The 16,182-nt window shown below is 41.1% G+C and carries 13 protein-coding genes; 9 read left to right on the top strand and 4 right to left on the bottom strand.

The window, feature by feature from the left end:
• Positions 1-117: 117 nt before the first annotated feature.
• Both EGC82_RS19785 and EGC82_RS19780 read right to left on the bottom strand, forming a co-directional pair.
• Positions 118-1,344 carry a type II toxin-antitoxin system HipA family toxin gene (locus EGC82_RS19785; protein ID WP_124732273.1) on the bottom strand — a complete coding sequence of 409 codons (1,227 nt, stop codon included), beginning with the start codon at positions 1,342-1,344 and terminating at the stop codon, positions 118-120.
• A complete protein-coding gene (locus tag EGC82_RS19780) occupies positions 1,344-1,601 on the bottom strand; it encodes a helix-turn-helix domain-containing protein (protein WP_124732272.1) in 258 nt (85 codons plus the stop codon). The genes EGC82_RS19785 and EGC82_RS19780 overlap by 1 nt, the downstream gene beginning before the upstream one ends.
• Positions 1,602-2,021: 420 nt before the next feature.
• Between EGC82_RS19780 and EGC82_RS19775 the strand changes: the two genes are divergently transcribed.
• Together EGC82_RS19775 and EGC82_RS19770 are read left to right on the top strand one after the other, a co-directional pair.
• Positions 2,022-2,396 carry a BlaI/MecI/CopY family transcriptional regulator gene (locus EGC82_RS19775; RefSeq protein WP_059745746.1) on the top strand — a complete coding sequence of 125 codons (375 nt, stop codon included), beginning with the start codon at positions 2,022-2,024 and terminating at the stop codon, positions 2,394-2,396.
• Positions 2,396-3,613: a M56 family metallopeptidase gene (locus tag EGC82_RS19770; protein WP_124732271.1), complete on the top strand. Its 1,218-nt coding sequence runs from the start codon at positions 2,396-2,398 to the stop codon at positions 3,611-3,613. The genes EGC82_RS19775 and EGC82_RS19770 overlap by 1 nt, the downstream gene beginning before the upstream one ends.
• A 61-nt stretch (positions 3,614-3,674) precedes the next feature.
• Here the strand turns inward: EGC82_RS19770 and EGC82_RS19765 are convergent, their stop codons facing one another.
• Positions 3,675-4,883, bottom strand: a complete 1,209-nt coding sequence (locus EGC82_RS19765; protein ID WP_124732270.1) for a potassium/proton antiporter — start codon at positions 4,881-4,883, stop codon at positions 3,675-3,677.
• Between the two features lie 305 nt (positions 4,884-5,188).
• On the opposite strand from EGC82_RS19765, the gene EGC82_RS19760 reads away from it, so the two are divergent.
• The 7 genes from EGC82_RS19760 (at position 5,189) to EGC82_RS19730 (ending at position 15,357) form a co-directional block, all read left to right on the top strand.
• A complete protein-coding gene (locus EGC82_RS19760) occupies positions 5,189-5,395 on the top strand; it encodes a hypothetical protein (RefSeq protein WP_124732269.1) in 207 nt (68 codons plus the stop codon).
• Between the two features lie 408 nt (positions 5,396-5,803).
• Positions 5,804-8,638 (top strand): hypothetical protein, encoded by a 2,835-nt coding sequence (locus EGC82_RS19755; protein ID WP_124732268.1) that lies wholly within the window; start codon positions 5,804-5,806, stop codon positions 8,636-8,638.
• A gap of 84 nt (positions 8,639-8,722) precedes the next feature.
• The gene (locus EGC82_RS19750; protein ID WP_124732267.1) at positions 8,723-11,407 is read left to right on the top strand and encodes a TonB-dependent receptor domain-containing protein; all 2,685 of its coding nucleotides are present in this window, start codon (positions 8,723-8,725) and stop codon (positions 11,405-11,407) included.
• A 328-nt stretch (positions 11,408-11,735) separates the two neighbouring features.
• Positions 11,736-13,276 (top strand): IS3 family transposase gene (locus tag EGC82_RS19745; RefSeq protein WP_124732266.1). Its coding sequence is split into 2 segments (ribosomal slippage): positions 11,736-12,201 and positions 12,201-13,276, totalling 1,542 coding nucleotides; the frame shifts between segments, so codons are not numbered across the junction.
• Between the two features lie 180 nt (positions 13,277-13,456).
• The gene (locus EGC82_RS19740; RefSeq protein WP_124732265.1) at positions 13,457-13,762 is read left to right on the top strand and encodes a hypothetical protein; all 306 of its coding nucleotides are present in this window, start codon (positions 13,457-13,459) and stop codon (positions 13,760-13,762) included.
• Positions 13,759-14,259 (top strand): hypothetical protein, encoded by a 501-nt coding sequence (locus EGC82_RS19735; protein ID WP_124732264.1) that lies wholly within the window; start codon positions 13,759-13,761, stop codon positions 14,257-14,259. Before EGC82_RS19740 ends, EGC82_RS19735 begins: the two co-directional genes overlap by 4 nt.
• A gap of 129 nt (positions 14,260-14,388) precedes the next feature.
• Entirely contained in the window at positions 14,389-15,357 is a 969-nt protein-coding gene (locus EGC82_RS19730) for a hypothetical protein (protein ID WP_124732263.1), read from the top strand.
• Positions 15,358-15,498: 141 nt separating this feature from the next.
• Here EGC82_RS19730 and EGC82_RS19725 read toward each other — a convergent pair whose 3' ends face one another.
• Positions 15,499-16,173 (bottom strand): hypothetical protein, encoded by a 675-nt coding sequence (locus EGC82_RS19725; RefSeq protein ID WP_124732262.1) that lies wholly within the window; start codon positions 16,171-16,173, stop codon positions 15,499-15,501.
• Positions 16,174-16,182 lie beyond the last annotated feature (9 nt).

Here is a 16,182-nt window from a genome sequence, read left to right as displayed (position 1 = left end):
TTGTTGTTATGTCACTTAATTCAGAGTGTATACGAAATACCAGATAGTTTATTTTAGTAGTGATATAGCTAACTTACGTATTTACTACTCATTAGTTAGCTATATAGCAATTTTTAGTTAGTCGAATTTCTTAATCCTGTCATGGCGATAGCCCTTAGGATTGTAATTTTTGCAAAGTATCTTAGACACTGCTGTATCAATTGACTCCCTTAAACCGGGGAATAACTTTGCTTCATCTGAGGCTTTAACATAATCACCGATTAAATCACTCATAGACTCAATTATTTGCTTTGGCTGCCTGACTCTATAAGAGGTGTTTTCAGCTAGCTTAAGTAATACTTGTAAATCTGGAAAAGCCTTGCTATTTGCCATCTTCAGCGCCATTTTGTTGTCGATGCTGTGGTAAATCAGCGTGTGGGTTATATCAAAAGGTGGTGAGACAAAAACCTTCGACATATCTGCAGTATACTGGAGTGAAAAATTCTTCAAATGCGCATCACCATTGCCAATCAAGCAATTAAAGACGATATATTTGTACATTTTTTCTAGTTCGTCTTGTGAGTTGGTGTATAACATTGTTGCTTTTAGTAGTGTTTCATAGCTGCCATTGTATTTAGCATCGGGATCATTATTTTTCCTAAGAAGGGTGGTAAAATCTTCATATCCCAGCTTTTGCTCAGAGTCACCTTTGTCGAATCTTTCGATTACAAATGACTCCAAGTTTTCAGATAGGTAAATATTTGGAGGGTTGAGTCCACAGTGCCGAGCAGCAGACATGCAAACAAACTCATTAACCGTCAAAAGTGGAAACTCTGGGTCAAAGGACTTAACGATGAGGTCTTTTTGCTCAACACTTCTGCCAACAATACTTTGGGCACTGGTGGGGATACTGACTTTAGGTTGTACTCCAGCTAATGAGTTTCGAAGGTAGTATTTTTCGAGTAACTGAGGGAACAAAGGCTTAACATCCTTATATGTAAGGATATCATTTAGCGTCACCGTTTCAGCTTCAGGCAGCGTTAACTCACTCTGGTAGCTTAGCATGCCAATTCCATGATCTCCTTGGAGAGCGAGTAGATACATGTCATTTACTTTGGCATATCGAGCAAGCTTTTCTGCAATATAGCGGCGATTGAAACCTTCTGGCAGGTTTTGCGTGAATATTGGATGCAACGCCCCTGAACTAAAACCATCCATTCCGTTTTGGGTCATTGTGAGGGAGATATGTTGCTTACTTTGAACGGGTTGGTAGTTGTAAATTGACCCGTAAGTGAGTAAACCCGTTTCGGTTCCAGCGGCACTGACACTGATTGACGTAATTTTATTGGGTAGGGTATTTTGCATTATTCATCCTCAGGAAACAGATCGTGAATTTCATCCCATTTTGGTAATGATTGCTTTTTTTCTGTTACTTCAAATTGAAGCCCAACTGAGTCCAAGAGCCGCTCAAATATGTCGAATGAACCAGTAAAGCGGCCATTTTCGATTTCAGATATCGTCGTTTTATTAATTCTTGTTTGTGTCGACAATTGGAGCTGAGTTAATCCTAAATATTTTCGGCTAGCACTGACCTTTTTGCCTATCGCTTCACGATTTGCCACTTTACACCCCTAAAAATAGCCATATAGCTAACAATGTAACAAAAATCATATTAGTTAGCTATATAGCAAATTAATGAAAAAGAGTTATCGATCAATATAGTTTGTATAAAACCCAGTGTTGAATAATGAGGTATTGAAGGTTTACGTTAATCCGGCTGGGCAATTTGTATGTTTTTGTGCCGTGTTGATGCCTTCCATTGAAGTAAAAATTAACCATCAGCGTTGTCAACACTAGAGCAAACATAGGCAATTACTCAAGCCGGCTTATGGCTAATGCTTAGGGTGTAGTGTTGAAATCGTAATAATATTCAACCAGCAATTTATCGGCTAATAAAATACCAATAAACCTTGCTTATTTAGGATTACAGTTGTAATCCATTTTTAGCCTAACAAGTTCTAACAACAAATGAGCGGTATCGCATGAAAGAAATCAGCAATAGTGAATTAGTCGTGTTGCAGCAGCTTTGGCAGCAGTCGCCATTAACCTCGAGTGAAGTGGTTGATGCATTAGAACAAAGCCATGACATGCATGAAAAAACGGTTAAAACCTTGCTTAATCGTTTAGTCAAAAAACAAGCTGTCAGTTTTGAAAAACAAGGTCGGGTTTACCATTACTCACCATTAATTGCCGAGCAGGACTATACCGTTAAAGAGTCGCTTTCTTTTGTGGAACGCATGTTTGCTGGCAAATTAACCCCATTGGTTGCCGGTTTTGCGCAAAAGAACAAGCTGTCGGCAGAAGATGTCGCCGAACTGCAAACCTTACTTGATGATTGGCAAAAGGAACAAAAGTGATGATTAATTGGTTTATGGAACAAACCATCTCATTGAGCGTGGTGTGTTTGGCTTTACTGGTAATGCACCGGTTGTTATTGTCTAAATTTGGGGCGCACTATACCTATTTTATGTGGATATCCGTGCCACTGTTAATCTTTGCCGATTTACTGCAAATGATATTACCGCACCACTTTAGCTGGTTTGGTAGCAATAACGCAGCCTCAATCATCCAGCAGTATTATGTGTTTGCTAGCGATACCGCTGCGTTGTCGTCAGGCTTATTTGCCCAGTTATACCTGCCTTATCTCTACGGTGCGGTTATCACGTTATTAGTCGCTAATATCATTATGGAATACGGCTATCTGCAACGGTTAATCCAGCGTGGGCGTCAGCTAGATATTCCTTCAGTAAAGCTTAACGTATTAGTCCATCCAGATATTGAATCACCCATGTTAGCAGGGTTTATTGCTCCCAGTATTTTAGTGCCAACAAGCTTTACATTACTCGATGAAAGCCAGCAGCAGGCCATTATTCAGCATGAGGTTTATCACTATCAACGTGGTGATTTATGGGCAAATGCCCTGGCTTATGGATTAACCGTATTGTTTTGGTTCAATCCGTTGATGTGGTTGAGCTATCGCCGTTTTAGACAAGATCAAGAATTGTCATGCGATGCACAAGTCACTGCCAGCATGAAAGCCCTAGCTAAAATTGCCTACAGCAGAACACTATTGGCCTATTCACAACATGCACCTTTGAGCATGTTACACACCCATTATGGGGATAAAACCATCTTAAAAGAGAGGATCTTACAGATGAAAAAGCAACATGGAAAAAGCACCTTAGCGTTGATTGGAATGACATTCGCTATTGGTGTTAGTGCCTTTATGTTTAATCAACAGGTATTTGCCGGCAATAATCTCAACGTTGAAAATAAAACCGACTCTATGGCAATGCCGGTGATAAGAATTGAGCCTAGCTATCCAATTGATGCTGCTAAAGAAGGGCTTAATGGCTATGTTCAAATGTCATTTGATATTAGTCCAAATGGCAGTGTGAACAATGTTAGAGTGACTAAGTCGTCGCCGAAACAAGTGTTTGATGCATCGGCTGTTGAGGCGCTTGAACAATGGAAGTATCAACCCTCTGCAACTGGGTTTAAAGACTTACAAGTACAGTTAGACTATGTGATCCATCAGCCTGAGAAATCAGTTGAGAGAATCACGGTAAAATAACTAATCCCAAAGATACTGAAAATGATTCAATGCCTCATTGTTATGAGGCATTGAATCATTTTTATAGATCTGGCTTTTTGGGCTGCAGTTTAAGCCCTAGTTTATTGGCTAGCGGTTCAATTGCACTCCCCTGGATGATGACCGAGAACAACACGATGAAAAACACCATGTGGATCATTTCACGGGATCCTTCTACTCCTGCTGCAGCGGGAATAAGCGCGAAAACAATTGGCGTAGCACCTTTTAATCCGATCATAGAAACAAACAAACGTTTGCGCCAATTAGCTTGTTTAAACGGTAAGTAACACAGCTGCACAGCCAGTGGGCGCGCGACGATAATAAGCAATATAGCCGGTAGCAATGATGCCATGAACACCGGCATTAATTGCTGCGGGAATATCTGTAAGCCTAAAATGATGAACATTAATGACTGCGCTAACCACGATATGCCATTAAAGAAATGCTTACTGACTTCAGCGCCCTTCTTTAAATAGTTACCGATAATCACCCCTGCAATATATACCGCAATAAGCTCGTTACCCCCTAAAATTTCGGTGCTTGATACTGTGATGGCAAAGCTTGCCAAAATAAAAACAGGAATAAGTCCGAATTCAGGCAGTTTAATGTTATTAAGTGCCCAAACGGCTAATTTACCCATTATCAATCCAACAACAGCCCCAACACCAATTTGCTGTCCAAGACTTGATAACACTGAAAGAACTGTGGGTGCGCCATTGGCACTATTGATAATAAAGTCGGTTAACATCACCACCATTAATAAAGCTACAGGGTCATTGGTAGCCGATTCGAATTCTAAAATAGTGCCAGTACCGTGTTTTAATTTAAGTTTTTTTGATTCTAAAATTGAGAATACGGCCGCCGCATCGGTAGACGACACTACCGCGGCAAATAACATGCAAGTAATGAGGTTAAAGTCGAGTAACGCATTCAAGATAAAGCCGAAAATAATGGTAGTGAGTATCACCCCAGCAGTGGATAACATGCCGCCTTCTTTCCAAGAAAACTTAATGTGTTTCATTGGCGTATTTAGACCACCGACAAAAACTATGGTGTTTAATGCTAAGGTGCCAATCACTGAGGTCAGTTGCAGGTCGTCGTATACAAAACCAAACTCACCATTACCAAATGCTAAGCCGACACCCATAAAGATTAATAACGAAGGTAAGCCTAATGTTTTGGATGGGTGATGGAGTAAAATGCCAATAGCAATAAGTATGGAGATCCCTAAAATAATAATATCTGATGGCATATGGGCACTCCCTGGCGGGTTTAAACGGGTTTAAATGGCTATTTTAACATTAAATTAGCTGAAACTCGTTTTATAAGTATTTATTAATATTAATTTACATTTCATCAATGAATTGCATTAAGCGTTATGCATTATTAACTGGTTAGAATGTCGATATAAAGCGGATGAGTTGTTTTATTTTAGCTGTAATAATGTGTGATCGGTGGTTAACGCGTTAAAAAAATTATCAGCTTAACATTTACGTTACATTTTTAGCTGTTAATATCTGCATATATCTGCTCATAGAAATACATAGCGAAATCATTATGACCATATTAATAAGTGTTTGGGGCATTATTACCTGTGGTATTGGGCTGTTTATGCTGCTTAAGCCACAAGATTTCTCTGCTGCTATTGTTCTATATAGTCGCCAAGGTTATTTTCATTATGTTGAAATTATCTCTCGATTAGTGATTGGTACTGCATTGGTACTGCATTGTTACTCGATGGGCATAACACCGCACATCCTTTAGTGTTTGAAGTTATTGGTAACTTGTTGTTTATAGTTGCAGTTATTTTGGTTTTTATGACTAAAAAACACCATAAGAAATTTGCTCTATGGTCTGCGAAACATTGTATTAGTTGGTTTAGGCCAGCTGGCGTTAGTGCGGTGGCATTTGGCCTGTGGACAGTATACGTCAGTATCAGTTAGCGGCTTTGTTTTGTTAAAAGAACAACTCAAACGTTATATTTTCGCTTTTTTTGTTAAAAATTTATGCCATTCAAATATCCTCCTAAGCTGCATAGCCATTGGACTTGCATATTTCTGTAATGTTAATGAAATGTGAGTGTCATATTTACGCAGTCTTTTTGTCATTTTTGCAGGTTAGCTTGTCATCCAGCCAACTAACTCACGCTTAAATCCGTCTTCGGAGATGACAATGCAACTGAAAAACATTTTTAAACTGACTGCACTTTCTACAGCCCTTGCTGCAACATTAGGGCTCGCTGGTTGTGGTGGTGATATTAATATCAATGCGGGTAGCGATACTGTTACACCTACTGCGCCAACACCTCCTACTGCACCTACTCAGACAGAACAACAAAAATCATACAGTGGCTTTGCAACTAAAAGCACCACAATGACAGCCGTTGATGGTAAAGAAGTTTGGGTATTAAAGGGCACGTTAGCACCTTCAACAGCAGCATCAACGATTACCACTGGTGGCCAAGATGGCGACAAAATCGTATTAGGTAATGACGTGGTATGGCAGCTTGATGGCGCAGTGATTGCCGGTGGCGATAATGCCAATGCGGTTGAGTTATCGATATTACCTGGCACCAAAATCTTAGGTGGCAGCGATTCATATTTAGTGGTTAGCCGTGGTTCTAAAATTATGGCTGATGGTACTGCAACTGCCCCTATCGTATTTACGTCTGTTGAAACGGCTTTAGGCCAAGAAGGTAAAGCGGGTCAGTGGGGTGGTTTAGTGTTATTGGGTAATGCGCCAGTAAACACCTGCCCAGATTTAACTAATTGTTCAGCGTCTTTTGAAGTGGGTAACCACAGTTACGGTGGCAATGACACTGAAGACAATTCAGGTTCAATCAAGTATGTACGCGTTGAGTTTGGTGGTTTCAAAATCAATGACACCCAAGAAATGAACGGTATTAGTTTTGCTGGTGTGGGTGCGGGTACTGAAATTGATCACGTACAAGTTCACATGAATAACGATGACGGTTTTGAATTCTGGGGTGGTAATGTTTCAGTAACAAATATCGTACTGACAGAAAACTTTGATGACTCGTTAGATTGGACTAACGGTTGGCAAGGTAGTGCGCAGCACGTTTATATTCGTCAAGCTGATAACGCATCTAACCGTGGTATTGAAGCCGACAGTAACAGTGACGCAAATGCTGTACCTATGTCCAAACCAGTGTTAGCCAACTTTACTATTCAGGTTGCTAACGGCACCAACAGTGGTGGTGACGATGCGGAAGGTATTTTATTCCGTAAAGGCACTGGCGTGAATACCTATAACATTCTTGTTAAAGGTGACGTTGATTCTGGCGAATGTTTAGAGGTTAACGACGACAATACTGTTAACAACGCCAACACTGCTGAATTGACCATGCAAAACAGCTTAATTGACTGTGTTGAACCGTTCAAAAATGCCAAGGCAGATGCTGCAGAAGGCCGTACTTTAGCGCTAGATGTTGAAGCCTGGTACAAAGGGCAAGCGGATAACCTAGTTGCCGCAGCAGATTTAACTGATTACATGCCTAATTCATCATCGATAGCATTAACGGCTGGCAAAGCAGATTTGGCTAACCTTGATGCGCGTTTGGTTAATGCTAACTATATTGGTGCATTTGATGGCACTAACGATTGGACTAAAGGCTGGACCACAGCCATTCATGATGATGTTACGCCAACACCGACTGCATTACCTGTATTAACCTCTTGTCCCGTAGGCACAGCAGCTTCAGCTGCGACAGCAGGTTTATATAAAGATGCATCAATTACCTTAATTTGTACCCTTGAAGGCAATGTTTTAAGCAACACGACTCTTCTCGCTGGCCAAAACGTAATGTACAAAATTGATGGCGGTGCAGTAGTTGTGGGTGGTGACAACACCACGCCTGCAACATTGGCTATTCAAGCGGGCACTAAGTTATTCGCGACATCTAACAGTTTTATCGCGGTGAGTCGTGGCTCAAAAATTATGGCTCAAGGCAGTGCAACTCACCCAATTGAAATGACCTCTGAAGAAGATGTGATTGCGGGTGCAAGTGGCGAACGTGGTCAATGGGGTGGATTGGTTATTCTAGGTAATGGGTTAACCAACACATGTCCTGATCATAATGCTTGTTCAGCGTCGTTTGAAGTCGGTGACTTCCCGTACGGTGGTAACAACAATGCTGATAACAGCGGTCAAATCAGCTACGTAGTGATTAAGTATGCTGGCTTTAAAGTAAATGATACTCAAGAAATGAACGGTATCTCATTTGCGGCAGTGGGCAGCGGAACTCAAGTAGACCATATTCAAATTCACGCTAACGGCGACGACGGTGTTGAGTTCTGGGGTGGTGCAGTTAACTTGAAATATGTTTACTTAACTGCCAACTTCGATGACAGCTTAGATTGGACTAACGGTTGGACAGGTAAAGCGCAGTTTGTGTATATCACTCACGAAGACGGTAATGCTAACCGTGGTATCGAAGGTGATAGCCATAAAGGTGCTATGGATACCCCAGTGTCGGCGCCAAAATTAGCTAACTTCACTATTTTACCGGGTACAGATATTGCTAACGCAAGTGGCGATAAAGGTGAAGGTATCTTGTTACGTGTTGCTACAGCCGGTGAGTTATACAACGTGCTAGTACAAGGTCGTAAAGGCACTACTGCTGAAACTGAGTCTGGCGAATGTTTAGAGTTAGATGGCTCTTACGCTGGTTTAGTCGACAACGTAAACAGCAAAACGCTAACCATGTCTCATTCAATTATCGACTGTAACGAGCCCTTTAAGTACAGCTCTGATAATGCCGCAACAGCAGACGCTGTGAATGTTGAAACCTGGTTCATGGGCCAAGAAGGTAACTCAACAGCTGCAGTGACTATCACTGACGGTATGCCAGCGGCAACGGATACAACGCTGCTTGGCACAGGTAAAGACTTAAGCACAGATGATAGCTTCTTCGAATCAACCAACTTTATTGGTGCATTCGATGGCCAGAATGACTGGCGTCAAGGTTGGGCTTACTTTCCACAGTAATCACCTCGATAACGTTAATTTGTGACCTATTAATAGCCGCCCGCAAGGGCGGCTATCTCTGAACCGCATACAGGATAGTTAAGTATGAAAACCAAGCCGAGTTTTACCGTTAATAAGTTAAGCCTTGCCATTCTCTCTGTGATTTCTGCGGCGACACTTTTAACAGCTACCCCAGTATACTCGCAAGAACCAGCGCCTGTTCGTGACCCTGGTGAAGTGATTCCAATTGAACCGATAGAAGTTATTTCAGTGACCGGGCGTTTACGTAGCTCTGCATCAGAAGCCACTGAAGAACGTCGTGAACAAATTGCTGTAGCCGATATTATGGGCTCAGAACAAATTTCAAGAACTGGTGACGGTGATGCCGCCGCCGCGCTGCGTCGTGTGACCGGTTTAACCTTAAAAGATGGCAAGTTTATTTATGTGCGTGGTTTAGGTGAGCGTTATTCAAGTACCTCACTGAATGGCGCGACAGTGCCATCGCCAGACCCGACTCGTAACGTTGTACCTTTAGATATGTTTCCTGCATCGATCATTGAATCGTTATCGGTGCAAAAGTCTGCCTCAGCCAATTCACCTGCCGCATTTGGTGGCGGGCATGTTGATATTCGCACTAAATCAATTCCGGCCGACTTCTTTTTTAAAGCGTCAGTGGGCGGCCGTTATAACACCAATGACTCAAATGACAGCTACACCTACAACGGTGGTGGCGATGATTGGACCGGCCAAGACGATGGCACTCGCAGCATGCCAAGCAACATTAATAACACCATTAATCAATATGGTGGAATTAGCCCAATTGATATCGTCAGCAATTCAAGTGGCGCTATAAATTACCCAGCAGCACAACAAGTTAACCGCGAACTAGCACTAGACATGTACCGCGATATGACGGTACACAGCCAAAGTACAGACCCTGCAATGCGCGGCGATATCGCCATTGGTGATCGTTGGGACATTACCGACGATATTATTTTTGGTGCATTGTCAGCCGTGTCTTACAAGAAGCAAGCTGAAAACTACACTAAACGTGAAGTTGAGCTTGATGGTGATAGCAGCCAAGTACAAGTTGAAAACCAGAAAGACATCGTCGGTACCGACTCAATAGTCCAAGTGTCTGGCATGCTTAACTTAGGCTTAGAGATTGGCTACAACCATAAAATCGAAACCTTCACCACTTACCTGCAAGACACTTCAGATGATGTGTCTATGGGGATTGAAGAAACCATCGATACCTTGGGTGAGCCAAATGCACTGCAAGTTTACGCCATTGATTACGAAGAACGTTCGCTTATCAGTAACCAAATTAAAGGTCATCATTTTATTGAATATTTGAATGACGCTGAATTTAATTGGAAGTTCTCCGATGCACGTTCTGAGCGTTATGCACCAAATGAAGTGTCGTATACCTACAACGTGATTTTAGACGACAGCAACCAATTATTATCACGTAACCTCAACACTCAAGATGCACCCAAGTATGTCTACAGTCGCCTAGAAGATGACAGCCAAAACTATGCTTGGGATTTTACTTACCCAATTAATTTAGACGGTGCTGTAGTTAAACTGACTACCGGTTATGAATACTTTGAGCGTACTCGTGAAAGCTATGCAACTCGTTTAGGGTTTGATGTCGACTTAAGCCCAACCGATGCCAATGGCGCTATTTTAGCGGGTGATTTTGACGAGATTTTCTCTGATAAAAACATTACCGACAATACCTTGGGGCTAGAGCTGAAAGACGCATCAACTGACACCGAAGACTACATTGCCGCCGAGAAAAACGACGCAGCGTTTTTGAGTATGGACATCGACTTTGACGATGTGTGGCGTGTCTATGCTGGTATTCGTTATGAAGATTTTCGTCGCGTCACATTGCCCATCGACCCTGATGGTGAAATATCAGATGAAGGTGGTCGTTATCAGTTATCTGACTACGTGATAGCTGAAGACGGTTGGTTCCCATCGTTGTCATTAACCTGGAAACAAACCGACACCACCCAATGGCGTTTAGGTGCGAGTAAAACCATTGTGCGTCCAGACTTACGTGAAGTGTCACCGGTTCGATTTCAAGACCCCGTTACTGGTTTTGACTTCTTCGGTAACCCAGAGTTAAAGAGTTCAGACATTCTTAACTTAGACCTACGTTGGGAATACTATTCAGATTCGGGTAATAATTTCAGCATGGGTGCATTCTATAAAGATGTAGACGCACCCATTGAGCCGATTCAACGAATTTCAGAAGCCGGGCGTCAGCTCAAGTTTTATAACGCGCAGTCGGGTTATGTGTACGGCCTTGAAACCGAGTTCTTACAAGAGCTTGAGTTTTTAGGTAGCGAAGGCAGCATTTGGGAAGACTTCTTTATTGCGGGTAACTTAACCCTAGGTGACTCAGAAATCGATATCGCTGCTAACGGCGAAATAGACCCAACCAATAAAACTCGCCGCATGACCGGACATTCACAATGGGTGGCTAACTTACAGCTAAGTTATGACTCGTCAGACAGTTATCACAGCGCCACATTAGTGTATAACGTGTTTGGTGAACGCATTGCTTACGGTGGCCGTGGTGGTTTAGACGATGTATTTGAAAAGCCATTCCATAGCCTTGATTTTACGTACAGTTTATTCCCGACAGATAGCGTTACGGTAAAAGTAAAAGCGAAAAATATCTTAGGTGAAACCACTGAATACGAACAGCAAGATCTGCAAGTGTACGCTAAAGACCCTGGCACAGAGTTCACTTTGCAATTTAGCTATGAGTATTAATAGGTTTAATCGTTACGTTTAATTATTACGTGTAATAGTACGTTCAAGAGTCACGTATAAAAGAGTACTTGTTTTTAGCGGTTTTTATTCATCATTTCAATCGCTAAAAATGTGCATGGCCACTTTCTTCGGAACAAAGAAAGTGGCCTTTTTTTGTTTAAAAATATTATTTAAGTTATGTTTATTGATGGAATTAATGCATTTTACATCAGAAGTAATAATGTAAATTATATAATCTTGTTTTATGTTTTTTTATTTGCCCCCTGTGTCAGGATAGTTGTCGCCTCAATTAATTTACAAATAAACAGGGCGCGGTAAGTTAAAGCAAGTGAATTATCAAAGGCATTCAGTTCAATTTAAAGAAGCGATATTAAACAAGCTTAGTCAAAGTGATTTGTCGGTTCGTCAGTTTGCAGAGCAAGAAGGCATTAAGCTTTCAACCCTGTATAGTTGGCAAAAGCAATTTAATACCTCAGGGTTAAACGTGTCAAAAGTCAGTTCATCAGATAAGTGGTCAAGTGAGGAAAAGTTTTCAGTGGTATTGGAAACCGCCTCTTTGTCGGCAGTTGAGTTAAGTGAATATTGCCGAGCTAAAGGGTTATACCCTGAGCAAGTTAACGAATGGAAGCAAGCTTGTATTGCCGGCAATCCAAGCACAACACTCACGAGAAAAGCCAAGATAACACCTGAGGAGAAGACCGATAAAAAACGCATTAACGAGCTCGAACGCGAATTACGTAGAAAGGATAAAGCGTTAGCAGAAGCGGCAGCTTTACTCGTCCTCGGAAAAAAGTTCGATGCCTATTGGAAAGAAAAAGAGGAAGACTGATTTCGCTGACCGATAGGCAGAAATACGCGCAATGGGTCAGCACCGCAGTAGCATCAGGTACGAGGCAAGATAAGGCCTGTGACGTGATTGGGTTATCAACAAGAACCTTACAGCGTTGGCGAATAGACGGTGAGATTGGCGCAGATAAAAGGCCTACAGTTACGCGACCAGAGCCTGGGAATAAACTGAGTCAAGACGAAAAACAGGCCGTAATTGATGTGTGTAACCGTGAAGAGTTTGCCTCATTACCGCCAAGCCAAATTGTACCTATACTCGCCGACAGAGGTGAGTATATTGCTTCTGAGTCGAGTTTTTACCGTATCTTGCATGCAGAAAACATGTTGCACCACCGAGGCAAAGCTAAGCCGAGAAATGTTCATCAAAAGCCAACCAGTTATACGGCTAAAAAAGCGAACGAAGTGTGGAGTTGGGATATCAGTTACCTGCCTACAACGGTGATAGGAAAGCACTATTATCTGTACATGATAGAAGATATTTACAGTCGAAAAATCGTCGGTTGGGAAGTTCACGACAGTGAAACAGGTGAGCAAGCTGCAGCACTACTAGAGCGTACGGTCTGGTCAGAGAAATGCTTAAAGAAAGACGTTGTGTTGCACTCAGATAATGGCGCGCCCATGAAGAGCTTGACGATGCGAGCTAAGATGTACGATTTAGGCGTTGTGACCTCACGAAGCCGTCCAAGGGTAAGTAATGACAATCCGTACTCAGAATCGCTATTTAGAACGGTAAAGTATCATCCACGTTGGCCTAGTGAAGGTTTTAAGTCGTTAGAAGCCGCGCGTAAATGGGTCAATGAATTTGTTTATTGGTACAACAACGAGCATCGCCATAGCAGGATTAAGTTTGTGACACCAAACCAGAGGCATGATGGTCTTGATGTGGGAATACTGGCGAAGCGAAAAGCGTTGTATCAGACAAAAAGAAATGAACATCCAGAGCGATGGTCAAAAGAAGAGCGAAACTGGCAGCCAATAGGCGCTGTGGAGTTAAATCCAGAGCAACACAAAGAAGCTGCTTAACAATTTAGGCGACAACTGTCTTGAAAAACGCCGTTTGCTATTTTCAATAATAAATTAAATTAATGGATTAATTGTCATGGATAGAAAGTTTGTCCAACAATAGTAGATTTAGAGCTTGATGCAACGAGTATTGAAGCAATAAATTCGATAAATGATATTTTAAAAAGTAAAGATACTGGCTTGTGGGTTACATTGCTCGGTCAATTGATTCTTATTTTTGGTGGTTTAGGCGTTAATGCCAAAGCTTCAAATAATGTAGTTGGAAATACTTTAGCTTTCAAATCTGTGTCTAGTAATACAAGTCAAACTTCTTATAGTATTTACTCTACAAACTGGGAGTATTTTTTTAAGACTTTCTCTTCGCTTGATAGGTTTGCAAACAATCAAATTGAAACAATTGCAGGTATGCAAATGTTAAGATCTGAAATCTCATCAAAGGAGAGGTTGTTTTGGAAGTCAGTCCACTATGGTTGTAAAGTAAAATGAAGATATTATCGTTTTTATTTTTTATCTTAATTACCTCATCTTCACAAGTTTTGGCTGATGAGTACTTAGATTTTGGTATGAATGTATTGAGTGATAAATTTACTGCCTTTGAAGTCAAACATGATAAATGTTTAAGTATTTCAAAAATGAATCAATTATCTGAGAACAGTATAGACATTCTGAAACAGTTACCCATTTCAGCTGGCGAGGCTTTAGGTTATTTACATCTTAAAGCGATGAGGCTTTGTGTTGGAGATGAATACACAGCGTTACTCCAAGTGCTTTTAGACTTAGAATATGAAAATAAGAAAAATCAAAATACTTTTGTCAGTCAAGAAATAGACAAAATAAAATTGTTAATATTTTCTGTTTCAGAATTGAAAGCGCAAAAAAAGTTTGATTCATTACCCGCAGGATACCGAAGTAAACTACAGTCAGTGGAAGGTATTAACAAACCATTTGATATGACAAATGCATTTGAACGAGCATGGCTATAACAAATCAGTAATCTTTAAAGTGTCGATGAATATGAGTTAGTCGTTTTTTTATCTTTTTAGTAATAATCTCGGATATTGTTGTTAGAATACACCAACTTTTGCCTGCGACTGTTCGAGTAACTCATCATTATGTTTAACCGTCTTTCTCTGTTTTTGTATTTAATATTGGCGTTATCGACCAGTGCTTGTGCGATGCCAACAGGCATGAGCCAAGCGGGCAGCATTACAGCGCCGTCTATTGACGAAGCCAGCGGATTCGCGGTATCGAGGCTCAACGACAATATATTGTGGGTACATAACGACAGTGGTGACACCGCAAGGATTTTTGCCATTGATAGCCAAGGTCATCAGTTGGCGACAGTTAACATTACAGGCGTTAAGAATAACGATTGGGAAGACATCGCCTCGTTCGTTTACCAAGGTGAATCGTATTTATTGATCGCCGATGTGGGTGATAACCAGGCGAAACGATCGCAGTATCAGCTACATCTGATCAAAGAGCCTGATTTAAGCCAACTGAATGGCCAAAAAACACTGTCGGCTAAACCCGTTTGGAGCATGACATTTACCTACCCAGATGGGTCTCACGATTGTGAATCTGTCGCGGTAGATAGTGTAAAGGGTAAAATACTGCTATTGACCAAACGCGATACGCTGCCAATATTATATGAGCTACCTTTAATTGCTCCAGCTTTAGGACACCGTGCTTCAAACAATTCATCGGTTCAAATGGTTAGCAAGCAAGCCAAAAAACTGGGCGAAATCGCGCCATTACCAACCGCGATACTCGATTATGCCAGTATCTATACCTGGATTGGTTTTGCCGGAAAACCTACAGCCATGGATATATCAGCTGATGGTTTATCGGCGGTGGTATTAACCTACACTCACGCGTTCTATTTTACTCAAACCGAGACCGAGACAGGTGATTGGTTAACGTTGTTTTCTACAACGCCACAACAGATTGCTCTGCCAGCAATAAAACAAGCCGAAGCGGTAGGATTTAGTCAAGATGGCCAGAGTATTTATATCACCTCAGAGACTATTCCTGCACCTGTGTATAAAATGGATTTGAACAGTGCTGGTACGCCGCAGTAGATAACGTTATTTGCATTGTCACTTGCCTGATATTGGCCCGATATTGACCTGGTATAGTCACAGACAAGGGCATAACGTTAAGCCTTCATCATCAAGTGCAGCATTCCTGCTGCACATAAACCATTTAACTTAATATCATTATTAGTAACTTAGACTGAGCGTCGATGGGTCATCTGTTTCAATGTAAACGGCTTTAAATTGCTTAGTACCATTTTCACCTTCAATGATATTGGTAAAGGAATAGTTGGCAGTAAATTTAGACAATTCAGCAGTGTTTTCATCATTACCATCAAAGTTAAAAGACACTAAACAAATTTTTCCAGCGCAAGAATAACGTTCAGAATAAACTTGAATATCTTCTAACTGATATAAACTTTGAGCTAAAGTGGCTTCACGTATTGCTGCATTTTCTGATTTTTCTATAGAATCAACTTGTTCAATAAACTCGTCAAAATTACTCGCTTTAAATGTATCCTCTAGAGCCGCTTTAGATACCTCACCATCTTCATTTATAAAGCCTGACGTTAACTGTTCAGAACTCTGAAAATGATTTTTATTCAAATGGGTAAATTGGTTGAAGAAATCTTCATTAACCTCGGTGACTACACTAGTGTTTAATTCAATATCATTGGGTACTTCTGCGATTATCTCATCACTTGTATTCGGTATACTATTTGATGTGGTTTGAGGCTCAGAGCTTGTTGTAGACGCGACATCTGGCAGATCAATAGAGTTAGTCGCTTGTTGACTAAAATATGAGTAACAAAAGTAAGTTAAAAATAAAACACAAATAAAGACGATAATCGATTTCAACATAGTTGTTTT

It is taken from the genome of Shewanella livingstonensis, from assembly GCF_003855395.1.
Classification (GTDB): Bacteria; Pseudomonadota; Gammaproteobacteria; order Enterobacterales; family Shewanellaceae; genus Shewanella; species Shewanella livingstonensis.
Note: the sequence above shows the minus strand (reverse complement) of the source record. Positions and strands in the feature narration are given on the sequence as shown.

What these genes read in the sequence shown, in the direction of transcription:
- EGC82_RS19730 (WP_124732263.1), top strand. Translation starts at nt 14,389, where the DNA reads ATGTTTAACCGTCTTTCTCTGTTTTTGTATTTAATATTGGCGTTATCG.
- EGC82_RS19725 (WP_124732262.1), bottom strand. Translation starts at nt 16,173, where the DNA reads ATGTTGAAATCGATTATCGTCTTTATTTGTGTTTTATTTTTAACTTAC.
- EGC82_RS19755 (WP_124732268.1), top strand. Translation starts at nt 5,804, where the DNA reads ATGCAACTGAAAAACATTTTTAAACTGACTGCACTTTCTACAGCCCTT.
- EGC82_RS19775 (WP_059745746.1), top strand. Translation starts at nt 2,022, where the DNA reads ATGAAAGAAATCAGCAATAGTGAATTAGTCGTGTTGCAGCAGCTTTGG.
- EGC82_RS19735 (WP_124732264.1), top strand. Translation starts at nt 13,759, where the DNA reads ATGAAGATATTATCGTTTTTATTTTTTATCTTAATTACCTCATCTTCA.
- EGC82_RS19770 (WP_124732271.1), top strand. Translation starts at nt 2,396, where the DNA reads ATGATTAATTGGTTTATGGAACAAACCATCTCATTGAGCGTGGTGTGT.
- EGC82_RS19750 (WP_124732267.1), top strand. Translation starts at nt 8,723, where the DNA reads ATGAAAACCAAGCCGAGTTTTACCGTTAATAAGTTAAGCCTTGCCATT.
- EGC82_RS19760 (WP_124732269.1), top strand. Translation starts at nt 5,189, where the DNA reads ATGACCATATTAATAAGTGTTTGGGGCATTATTACCTGTGGTATTGGG.
- EGC82_RS19785 (WP_124732273.1), bottom strand. Translation starts at nt 1,344, where the DNA reads ATGCAAAATACCCTACCCAATAAAATTACGTCAATCAGTGTCAGTGCC.
- EGC82_RS19765 (WP_124732270.1), bottom strand. Translation starts at nt 4,883, where the DNA reads ATGCCATCAGATATTATTATTTTAGGGATCTCCATACTTATTGCTATT.